Here is a 10,434-nt window from a genome sequence, read left to right as displayed (position 1 = left end):
CGCTGAATTGAAATGGGGCAGATCTGAGCCAGCTGGCACTTTTTGAGAAAAGTGCCACGAGTAAAACTTCAGGCCTATGAAACCTCTGGACAGAACCTTGCCAGTTACATTACTAAATTAGGATATAACGGATTAGTTGAAGTATAGGAAGTTAACGCCGCAAACAACAGCGCTTAGGTTTGGCGGTGTTTTTGCTGCCTTTTTTTAGCAAAAACAATGACAAGCCGTAATGCGTCTGATTGATTTGCCTTGTTATGTGTCAAGGGCAGCGAACAGCCCATCGCTGACTAGCGGACAAAACTCCTGAGGTAGTACCACAATTCGCCAGTTTATCGTCACATGCTTTCTCAAAAGGTTGAATCGTATCTGAATGATGGAAAAGTGCGCAATTGTATACAATGTTTCTAGTGTTCCCTGAAAATACGGTTTTTGACTCCGCGTAAGATGCTATACATTCAGGGTCATTTTCGCAAAGGTCCAAGCAGCTATTACTGGGGTTCCCTATATCGGCACCAAGCTCGTCCTCAAGAGCTATGACGGTTGCGCTAGCGACAAAGCCTCCTTCCAACTTCCAGTAATAAACCTGATCCAATTGATTTTTTTCGAGAGTCAACAGTCCGTTGTTCGGGGGGAAACCACAACTAAATGCAGTGTTTCCACTACCATCATCCAACATGAACGAAATCTGTCTGAAGTCTCCTGTTGCATTGGGGGTTATGTGCGTTACTGACGGGCAGCCTTGCGGATATTGGCCCAGGTTCGCTAATGCCTCGCATATGTGTTGATGATTCAAATCGACAGAAAGATTCTGACTAACGCTGGTTGCAGCAACAGAAGCGCAGTCATTCACATCCCATAAGCCATCAGCGTTTATGTCCTCATTGGCGTCATCCACCCGGTTTTCATTGGTATCCCAACAATTTATTCCATCTAAGCCTGTTGCGCCTTGTGGTCCAGTCGCTCCTATTGAGCCCTGTTCTCCAGTCGCTCCATCGATTGGACAGCCAGTTAACATCATGCTACCTAAGATCACCCCCCTAGTTTTATTAGTGTGTTTTGATAATTCATACTCATACTCCTTTCAATTAGCCCCAGATCTAAACTTAGTAAAGTTTCTACTAAACGTGGGGGATTCTGGTCACATAACGAGGCTGTAGAATTTCTCCTCGCCCGTCTCAATTCTGATCCTACCGCCATTTCATCATGATATGAACTTGAACGCACTAATTCCTTGTGATCTAATCTAAATTATTCGCCACGAGACACGGTTATGCCCAACTTCAAAACCGATTACTCGAACCAAAACATGTTCGTCCCTATCATCATCGATGAACAACTCATCCCCGGAACTATCGAGTATGCGATTTCTCACATTGTCGATAACCACCTCGACCTCTCGCCCTTTGATGTGCACTACCACAACGACAAAAACGGGGCGGCGGCTTACCCACCTTCCATCATGCTTAAGGTTATTTTTTACGCCTATTCCCTCGGCATGTTATCTAGCCGTAGCATAGAAAGGGCTTGCATCAACAACGTCACCTTCATGTGCTTATCGGGCGATGAACGACCGCACTTTACCACGATCGCGGCTTTCATCGCACAAATGAAGGACACCATCGAGCCACTGTTCACTCAGGTTCTCATGATATGCGATGAACAAGGCCTAATTGGCCGTAACATGTTTGCTATTGATGGCTGTAAAATTTCATCCAATGCCAGTAAGGAGTGGAGTGGCACACACGAAGAGCTTCGCCGTAAAAAAGAAAAACTACAGATAAGGCAAACGTACAGTCTAAGATTTTGAGTAGATATTCGCGCTGAGAAGGAATGGGGCAGAATTTTCTTAGCTCTTTCGCATCATAGTTTGTGATCACCAAGCGATTCTGTCGTATTTTGAATGAGTTCATAGGCGTTTTTTGCAAAATATGTTGGCCTCTATGGTTGCAATGCATGAAATATCTCCGATACTAAAACTTAGAAACTCTAAGTTTTAGGTGGCATGTGAATACAGACATTCAACTTTATTCTGACGAATCGCTTGAAAGCTTCTTGTTGCGTTTATCGCAAGAGCAAGGTTACGAGCGATTTTCTCATTTCGCCGAAGACATCTGGTTCGACACCATGGATCAGCATGAAGCGATGGCTGGTTCTTTCCCCTTAGAGCTCGAACGAGTTAATATCTACCACGCTCAAACCACAAGCCAAATGCGAGTGCGGGTTCTCATTCATCTTGAGAACCAACTAAAGCTCAATAACTTTGGTGTACTGCGCCTAGCGCTATCACATTCAAAAGCTCAATTCTCTCCGCAATACAAAGCTGTACATAGATTCGGGGTTGATTACCCTTATGCTTTTCTTCGCAAACGCTTCACGCCTATTTGCCCGCTGTGTATTGACGAAGCTCCCTACATTCGCCAGCAGTGGCAATTTATCTCTCACCAAGCTTGTGAACATCATGGCTGTAAGCTGATTCATCACTGCCCTGAGTGTAAGTCGAGGCTTGAATACCAAAGTACCGAGATTATTAGCCAATGTGAATGTGGTTTCGAACTCCGAAATTCGCCAGTAGAAGATGCGCCAGAGGTGGAGGTATTAGTTGCTCAATGGTTGTCAGGGAATGATTCAAAATCCTTGGGATTACTAAAAGGAGAAATGACGTTATCTGAGCGCTATGGCTTTTTACTTTGGTATGTAAATCGTTATGGCAATATCGATGACTTCAGTTTCGAATCATTCATCGAATACTGCGGCTCTTGGCCAACCTCATTGTGGCAAGACTTCGATGCTTTGAAAGAGAAGGCAGAACTCGTTCGAGTAAAATATTGGAAGAAGGTATTTTTCAATGAAGCCTTTGGTGCTCTGCTTAAAGATTGCCGTCAGTTACCCAGTCGGCAGCTGAGTCACAATATCGTACTTACTCAGGTGTTAGCTTACTTTACAAAGCTAGTGGCAACAGTGCCTTCAAGCGCTAAAGGAAATATCGGTGATGTACTGCTCAGCCCCTTAGAAGCTTCCACATTGCTCTCTTGTACAACGGATGAAGTGTATCGGCTGTATGAGTTTGGTGAGATTAAAGCCGCGATCAGGCCGCGAATGCATACAAAGATAGCGAGTCATGAATCGGCGTTTACTTTAAGAAGTGTCATCGAAACAAAGTTGACTCGAATGAGCTCTGAAAGTGATGGTTTAAGTGTGTATCTACCTGAGTGGTAATTATGACGAAATTAAGTGGCTTATTAGCAATTGAAGACGAGGCAGTAAAGCAGGCTGCGCTAAAGAAGATGTTCATGCCCTATACGGAAGATGTCTGTGTTGATGGGTTTGAAAAAGAAGCGTTGACGATCTTGCTTAATCTCAGTTCAAGCCATCAAGCCGATAGGTGCTCTGATTGGTTGGATGTTGCCCGTGCTAAAAGGCATTTAAAAGTGGCTGAGAACCTAGAGGCGTCCCTTGATGAAATCAAATGGTTCCACACTCATAATCTCAAGTTTCCAGACTGCCGAGTGAAAGATCAGCGAATAATTGCACAACCTCTTGCTACAACCGAGGCGTTTATCTCAAGCTTAGTATTAGAGCAAAGCTTGGGGTGGGGGCATAACTCCGCGGTGTATCGCCATACATTGTGGTTATTGAATCCTTTCCGCTGGCAATCACAGTCCGTCAGTCTTCTTTCACTTGTTCAGCAAGAAACCCCTATTTGGGTTGAGCTGCTCAAAGAATTTGGTTTAGGTGCTAATTCACTTGCTCGCTTAAAACATATAATTGAAGAACAACTTCCTGAAAATAGTTCTCCTGACAGCGTCAGTACTTACAGCAAGCAACTACGGTTTCCATGGAGGGATGATTATGTTTCGGTGACCCCAGTGGTCAGTCATGCCATCCAAAGAGAGTTAGAAGTGAGATCGAGAAGTCGAGAAAGTAAGCTCAGCTTTGTGTCTTCGTTACTGCCAAACCCGGCAAGTATCGGGAATCTGTGTGGCAGTTTAGGTGGGCATATGAAAGTCCTAAACTATCCACTAGACGTTAAACCAGCACAGGGTAGGACGTTACCTGAAAGTCGCAAAAAGAGTGGCCATTACTTTGATGACTATCAGGTAACTAACGCTAAAATCTGTCAGGTGTTAAATCATCTAATTGGTTCAGAGCCATCAAAAACACAGAAGCAAAGGGAGAGCGCTCGTAAGGTTAGAAGTAAGATATTGCGAAAGCAGATAGCCCTGTGGATGCTTCCATTAATTGAGTTAAGAGATATCGTTGACGCTGACCCCAACCAACAGCAATTGGGACATGATGACACTTTGGCTCAAGCCTTTTTGACGCTACCTGAATCGGGTCTAGGCTCCTTAGCTAGTGAGTTAAATCGTCGCTTGCATCTCTCGTTTCAGAATAACAAGTATGCTGCGAAGTTTGCCTATCATCCTAAGCTAATGCAGGTCGTCAAAGCCCAAATCGTATGGATACTTGAACAGCTCAGTAAACCAAATGGCAATGAAGATAAGGTAACGGGTGAGCAGTATATCTATTTGTCATCAATGAGAGTGCAAGATGCTGTCGCAATGAGCAGCCCATATCTGTGTGGAGCTCCTTCTTTGACGGCTATTTGGGGTTTCATGCACCATTACCAAAGAGAGTTTAATAAGCTAGTTAGTAGTGATTCCCCGTTTGAGTTTTCGAGTTTCTCTTTTTATGTTCGAAGCGAGAAGATTCAACCGACAGCGAAGCTGACTGAACCCAACTCAGTCGCCAAAGCGCGAACGGTTTCTAAAGCGAAGCGACCAACCATTCGTAGTGAACGATTGGCGGACCTAGAAATAGACTTAGTTATCAGAGTCCACAGTGACAGCCGAATTTCAGACTTTAAGTCCGCGCTTAAAACGGCACTTCCCGTAGCTTTTGCCGGAGGGGCATTATACCAACCACAGCTATCGACGCAGATTGAGTGGCTAAGGACGTTTACTAGTAGGAGTGAGCTTTTCCATGTCTTAAAAGGGTCACCAGCATACGGGCGATGGTTATATCCAAGTGAAAAACAGCCGAATGATTTTAATGATCTAGAACGTTTAATCACTAAAGATGCTGATAACTTGCCAGTTTCTATTGGCTACCATTTGTTAGAACAACCAACTAAACGGGGCAACTCAATCACCAGTTGTCACGCTTATGCAGAGAATGCGATAGGGCTTGCTCAGCGAGTTAACCCCATAGAAGTACGTTTTAGTGGAAGAGATCACTTTTTAAACCACGCCTTTTGGTCGATAGAATGCAGTAGCGAAACTATTCTTATAAAAAACTATAGGGATTAATCGTTTATGGAACTTTGCACACAGCTGAACTACGTTCGCTCTCTTTCTGCAGGCAAAGCCTATTTCTACTATCTATCTAAAAATGGTGAAATGTGTCCCCTTGAAGTTGATAGAACTAGGTTGCGCGCACCAAAAGGGGGTTATGCAGAAGCATATAAAGGGGGCAAGTTCGTAAAAAAGAATGTTGCTCCACAAGACTTATCTTACTCCAATCCTCAGTTCATCGAAGAGTGTTACGTAAAGCCGGGTGTAGATGATATCTACTGTGCATTCCCGCTTCGAATTCGAGCCAATTCTCTAACCCCTGATATCTGTAGTGACGATGAAGTGCGCAGTAAACTTTCGTTACTGGCTAATACTTATAAAGATCTCAATGGCTATCAGGAGCTCGCTCATCGATACGCGAAGAATATACTGCTTGGCAGTTGGCTTTGGAGAAACAGAGAGTGTCGACAATTGTCGATAGAAGTGACCACCAGTGATTCGCAAACCTTGATTATAGAAAACGCAACAAGGCTTTCTTGGTATGGTCATTGGGATGAGGCTTCAGCAGAATACCTAGAAAAGCTCACAGCCTATTTGATGCGAGCCCTTTCTGACCCGACCGAATATTTCTACATGGATGTCAAAGCTAAAATTGGAGTTGGTTGGGGAGATGAGGTTTACCCAAGCCAAGAGTTTTTAGATAGCCGAGAAGATGGTGTTCCGACTAAGCAGTTAGCTACCGTCGAACTATTGAACGGAAAGGAAACCGTTGCGTTTCATGGTCAAAAAGTTGGAGCCGCATTGCAATCGATTGACGATTGGTGGCATGAAAACGCAGATAAACCATTAAGAGTGAACGAATATGGGGCAGATCGAGAATACGTTATAGCAAGGCGACACGTGTCCCATGGAAATGACTTTTACCAATTAGTCAGAAATACAGAGAACTGGATTGAAAGCATGACAGCTTCTCAAGTCATCCCAAATGATGTGCACTTCATCATGTCTGTCTTGATCAAAGGCGGCCTATTCAATTGTTCTAAAGCGAAGTAAGGGATAGATATGACTAAGCGTTACTATTTCTTAATACGTTACATGCCTGCACAAGCCGACCATGAATTATTGGCAGGACGGTGTATATCCCAAATGCACTTGTTTATGGTCAATAACCGACAAGCCATGAATAAAATAGGTGTGAGTTTTCCGGACTGGAACGAATCTACAGTTGGCCAAACCATTGCCTTTGTTGCTGAAGATAAAGAGATGATGATTGGACTCGCTTTTCAGCCCTATTTCTCTGTGATGGTAAATGAAGGTTTATTTGAGATCTCCAGTGTTTGTGAGGTGCCTGACATTGCGGTTGAGGTGAGGTTTACCCGTAATCAAACGATTGGGAAAAGTTTTCTGGGCTCCAAGAAACGTCGAATCAAACGTAGCATGGCGAGAGCCGATTTCTCTGGTGATGGACAATCATTACCAGCCACTAATGAAGAGCGAATCATCGATAGTTTTCATCGAATCCCAATCTCCAGCGGTTCATCAGGGGAAAGTTATATTTTGTTTGTACAAAAGGAGTTTGTTAGAGAGCGCGTTGCAGCAAGCTTTAATAGCTATGGTTTAGCCACCAATCAAGAAAGAAAAGGCACGGTACCTGACCTACGTTTTTGACCCTTTTATGAAAGCTCTTTTTCGGAGAAGTAAAAACAAGGAGTTACAGACGTAAGAAGAAAAAGGGTATCTTGGTGAATTGTGACTTTAAGCATGCAGAATCAGATTGTTAGAGACTATATTCTACAGTGTCCTGCCGAATAGGCAGCTAAGAAAAATCTGATAACCTAGAATGCCGTTATTGCCTTGTGTCCTGCCGAATAGGCAGCTAAGAATAGGCCAGGAAGAAAGCAACCTTCCTGCTGAACAAGCAGTTAAGAATAAAAACCATCAAGTTTAAGCTTGGTGGCTTTTGTTTGTTTACAATCGGTTTTATTCGTCCCACTTTCTAACATGGAAATGCCCCATTCCTTGCCAGTAACGCTCAACCTCACAAATCACAGTGAGGTAGTTGACCTACTTTTTCTTATCTGTGTAATGTCTTTGAGGACTTACCTGTAGGATAGCTATAGCCAATGAAAGAACGTAATATATTTCAGAGTGTTAATGAGCGTGATATTGATCTGTTAGTGCTAGAGGAACTTAATGTTTCTGACTCATTTGCACAGTGGTTTGTTTGTCGTGTTCGGGAAGAATTGATCCCAGTGAAAACCCTTAGTGCTTGGCACTCTGTCATAGACACTAACCTCGGTGAGTCAGATCTTGTTTACATTTATCAATCGGATGACTTGTCTGCACAAGCGTTACTTATTGAAAACAAGATTGATGCTTCAGCTCAACTTCAACAAGGGGATAGATATAGACTTAGGGGAAAAAAAGGTATAGAAGATAGTATTTGGCAAGATTTCAGAACCTGTATCATTGCTCCAAAAGCATATATAGATAGAAATACTGAGCCATACGATGCTGCTATTTCATACGAAGAAATAATGGTTTTTCTTGTTGCACAAGGTGATAAGCGAGGACTTTATAGAGCTCAGACATTAAAGGATGCGATAGAAAAAAATCGAAGGGGCTATGTTGCAACGGTTTGTCCTAAAACAACAGAATTTGCACAAGAATACTTAGCTTATGTGTCGAAGCATTTTCCTCAGCTGAACCCTGAAAAATCGAAACCTCGAGCTAATGGGCATGACTGGATTCATTTCTATCCAAATCCACTAAATAGAAAAATACGGATCATTCATCAGATCTACGGCAAGGTCATCAAATTGCAGTTTCTAGGCCAAGCAGAAAACTTTGATGATATAAAAAATCACTTTGAGAGCTTAGAGCCTAGTGGATATAGAATCATAAAATCGGGAAAATCCGTTAATATAGAAACACCATTACCTGAAATCTCAATTACAGACCAAAGCTTTGACTCTGTGCTAGAAGAAATCGATATCGCTATAAATAAAGCTCAGCAGTTGCATTCATTAATGAAAAACTATCATTGTGCATGACCGTTAAAGAAACGATGCCATGCAAAACTGTTTATCTATCAAACTAGTGGGACTGCGCTAGCTCGCTTTTGCCCCTTTCCGTGCCAGCAACACTCAGACCCTCAATCTGCATCGATGCGCTTTGCCTTACTTTTACTCATGCTTCGAACTCTACCTTTGTGGCCAAATTAACTATGCCACTACATTTAGGTCAAACATAATTGGTGTTCAAGTTGTAGTTTCAGTTGAGAAGTCAGTGTCATTTTCATGCTACGAACCATGAAAATGACACTGACTCTCTGGAAATTAAGCATCTTCATAGTCATGGATATATCAGTGGCTAGCTACGGACGCTATTTAACTAAAGTGCTTTACTCACTCTTTCCTTCTTTTTTTCATAATTCTCCATCATTTCCTTTATCTTCTCCGACCACCTATAATTCGATATGTGCACCATATTAGTTTTTGCAAAAGCTTCCTCTAATCGATTCTTAAATTTATGATTTTCATCATATTCAGTTCCGATTTTCAAAGGACCTTCATTCAGAGAGTTTACAATAAACTCAAAGCCGGCGGCTGTTCTGACCTGATAGGTGTTTACATTTGATAAAGTGTAACCCCGCGATTGATCTCTAATGCTCTCACATCCCTTCCGAAGTATGAATCTTATGGGTTGATTATTGATGTCAATAATAGCCTCTGAGCCTACTTGGTCTTTATCATCTGGTTTCATACCACAGGCGAGGTTTGTGCCCGCGGTTACGTAATTAAGAATATAACCTCCTTGTTCAGACATGGAGAACCTCAACCATGATTGTGTTTTCTCATATCCTTCGTGAAAAAGTTTTGCTGAACTTCCCTGAACTTCAACACTATTACCGATGACCCTCCAAGGCTCATTTGCATAGCGGTCAATACTGATTCTTTTATTGCTTGGTATGCAACCTGGTTTGTATTTCTCGGAGAGAAAGTAGCACGCACCTTCCTTTGAACTGTAGTCTGAGTCACATTGCATCCAAGCATTATCCCATTGCTGGTTGCACTGACTAGCAAGTAGATTGCTTGAAGTTAGAGTGGCTAGAAGAAAAAAAGGTATACACATTGATTTTTCTCATAATGAATTTTTATTTAAGGAATGTAGCTTATTCGGCTGTGTTACATAGGCTAGCTATATCGCAATTACAAAGCTACTTGATAATTGCTTCACAAAGTTAATGAATGATCTGCACCTGCAAAACTGGATACTTCACTAAGTGGTTTTCTCATACCTAACGTTATCCGCACCTTCCTAATTAAAGTGATTACTCTATGTAACTTCTGTCCAGAAACGTTTTTAAAATTGATCAAACTCTATTGTCCTCCGACAACAATGGCTAGATATAGAGCGAGCATAGGGTCAGATAGAGTTTAAAAGTAGGTAGTGGTTAGGGGGGAGTTGGTGATCTTAATTACACATCCCTGTGTAACGTATTTTGAATGTCAGCTGGCTTTAAAGAGCTTCATAAATTGACTAAAGCGTGGAATCAGGTTTTGCACAGTCGGCGCATCGGGAATCTCATTTACAAAAATCATAAAGCGCTGTGCTTTACTTTTATCACCTTGAGCAGTCCCTGCTAGTATTGCTTGAGCCAAAATTACATGCTCAGCGGTAACGTCCTTATTCGAAAATTCGTGAATCAACATAGAAAATCCTAATAAGTATAAATACGGATATAATAATACAATATATTAATGTTTATATCGATAGCTTATGGCATTCATCAATGTCAGATTTGTGTAAAAACAATACTGGACAGTGAGCTTAGTGACTTTCCATACTTATGCTAATTCGTGATTTGCTAATACTTGGTTCTTCGAAACTCATTTATGTCCAAAAGTTTGTTACACACATGTCGATTATGTCTGCTAGAGGATTAATTGGAGCGTAGTAAATTTACTACGTTGAATCTTAGTCGTTGTTCAAATTTGCAGACTTTCGATGCAATGTTATGCGAACTTATACTGCAAATAGTATTGTAAGTCTTTGATGGTTGGTTCGAGTTATGCTGACTTATCCTGCAAGCATCACCTTAAAAAAGCCGCTCTTTATGAGCAATGCCGTTCGGATAAGC

At 42.0% G+C, this 10,434-nt stretch carries 8 protein-coding genes; 6 read left to right on the top strand and 2 right to left on the bottom strand.

Annotation, left to right across the window (positions count from 1 at the left end):
• Window positions 1-1,270 precede the first annotated feature (1,270 nt).
• From AB4384_RS21860 to AB4384_RS21835, 6 genes are all read left to right on the top strand, one after another.
• The gene (locus tag AB4384_RS21860; protein WP_372117590.1) at window positions 1,271-1,807 is read left to right on the top strand and encodes a transposase; all 537 of its coding nucleotides are present in this window, start codon (window positions 1,271-1,273) and stop codon (window positions 1,805-1,807) included.
• A 197-nt stretch (window positions 1,808-2,004) separates the two neighbouring features.
• Entirely contained in the window at window positions 2,005-3,216 is a 1,212-nt protein-coding gene (locus tag AB4384_RS21855; RefSeq protein WP_372130114.1) for a TniQ family protein, read from the top strand.
• 2 nt (window positions 3,217-3,218) lie between these two features.
• The gene (locus AB4384_RS21850; RefSeq protein WP_372130113.1) at window positions 3,219-5,306 is read left to right on the top strand and encodes a type I-F CRISPR-associated protein Csy2; all 2,088 of its coding nucleotides are present in this window, start codon (window positions 3,219-3,221) and stop codon (window positions 5,304-5,306) included.
• Between the two features lie 6 nt (window positions 5,307-5,312).
• The gene (gene csy3, locus AB4384_RS21845; RefSeq protein WP_372098906.1) at window positions 5,313-6,344 is read left to right on the top strand and encodes a type I-F CRISPR-associated protein Csy3; all 1,032 of its coding nucleotides are present in this window, start codon (window positions 5,313-5,315) and stop codon (window positions 6,342-6,344) included.
• Window positions 6,345-6,353: 9 nt separating this feature from the next.
• Entirely contained in the window at window positions 6,354-6,959 is a 606-nt protein-coding gene (gene cas6f / locus AB4384_RS21840; RefSeq protein WP_372130112.1) for a type I-F CRISPR-associated endoribonuclease Cas6/Csy4, read from the top strand.
• 455 nt (window positions 6,960-7,414) lie between these two features.
• Window positions 7,415-8,344, top strand: coding sequence for a PD-(D/E)XK nuclease superfamily protein (locus tag AB4384_RS21835; RefSeq protein ID WP_372130111.1), 930 nt, complete (start codon window positions 7,415-7,417; stop codon window positions 8,342-8,344).
• Window positions 8,345-8,684: 340 nt separating this feature from the next.
• On the opposite strand, the gene AB4384_RS21830 is transcribed toward AB4384_RS21835, so the two are convergent.
• Complete coding sequence (locus tag AB4384_RS21830; RefSeq protein ID WP_372130110.1) at window positions 8,685-9,338, bottom strand: hypothetical protein; 654 nt, start codon at window positions 9,336-9,338, stop codon at window positions 8,685-8,687.
• Window positions 9,339-9,802: 464 nt separating this feature from the next.
• Complete coding sequence (locus AB4384_RS21825; RefSeq protein WP_102420170.1) at window positions 9,803-10,006, bottom strand: pyrophosphatase; 204 nt, start codon at window positions 10,004-10,006, stop codon at window positions 9,803-9,805.
• Between the last annotated feature and the right edge of the window lie 428 nt (window positions 10,007-10,434).

Source organism: Vibrio sp. 10N.261.51.A4 (assembly GCF_041471945.1).
Lineage (GTDB): Bacteria > Pseudomonadota > Gammaproteobacteria > Enterobacterales > Vibrionaceae > Vibrio > Vibrio crassostreae_C.
The sequence above is the reverse complement of the archived record's forward strand: the minus strand, read 5'-3'. Positions and strand labels throughout refer to the sequence as shown.

What these genes read in the sequence shown, in the direction of transcription:
- AB4384_RS21860 (WP_372117590.1), top strand. Translation starts at nt 1,271, where the DNA reads ATGCCCAACTTCAAAACCGATTACTCGAACCAAAACATGTTCGTCCCT.
- AB4384_RS21850 (WP_372130113.1), top strand. Translation starts at nt 3,219, where the DNA reads ATGACGAAATTAAGTGGCTTATTAGCAATTGAAGACGAGGCAGTAAAG.
- csy3 (WP_372098906.1), top strand. Translation starts at nt 5,313, where the DNA reads ATGGAACTTTGCACACAGCTGAACTACGTTCGCTCTCTTTCTGCAGGC.
- cas6f (WP_372130112.1), top strand. Translation starts at nt 6,354, where the DNA reads ATGACTAAGCGTTACTATTTCTTAATACGTTACATGCCTGCACAAGCC.
- AB4384_RS21835 (WP_372130111.1), top strand. Translation starts at nt 7,415, where the DNA reads ATGAAAGAACGTAATATATTTCAGAGTGTTAATGAGCGTGATATTGAT.
- AB4384_RS21830 (WP_372130110.1), bottom strand. Translation starts at nt 9,338, where the DNA reads ATGCAATGTGACTCAGACTACAGTTCAAAGGAAGGTGCGTGCTACTTT.
- AB4384_RS21825 (WP_102420170.1), bottom strand. Translation starts at nt 10,006, where the DNA reads ATGTTGATTCACGAATTTTCGAATAAGGACGTTACCGCTGAGCATGTA.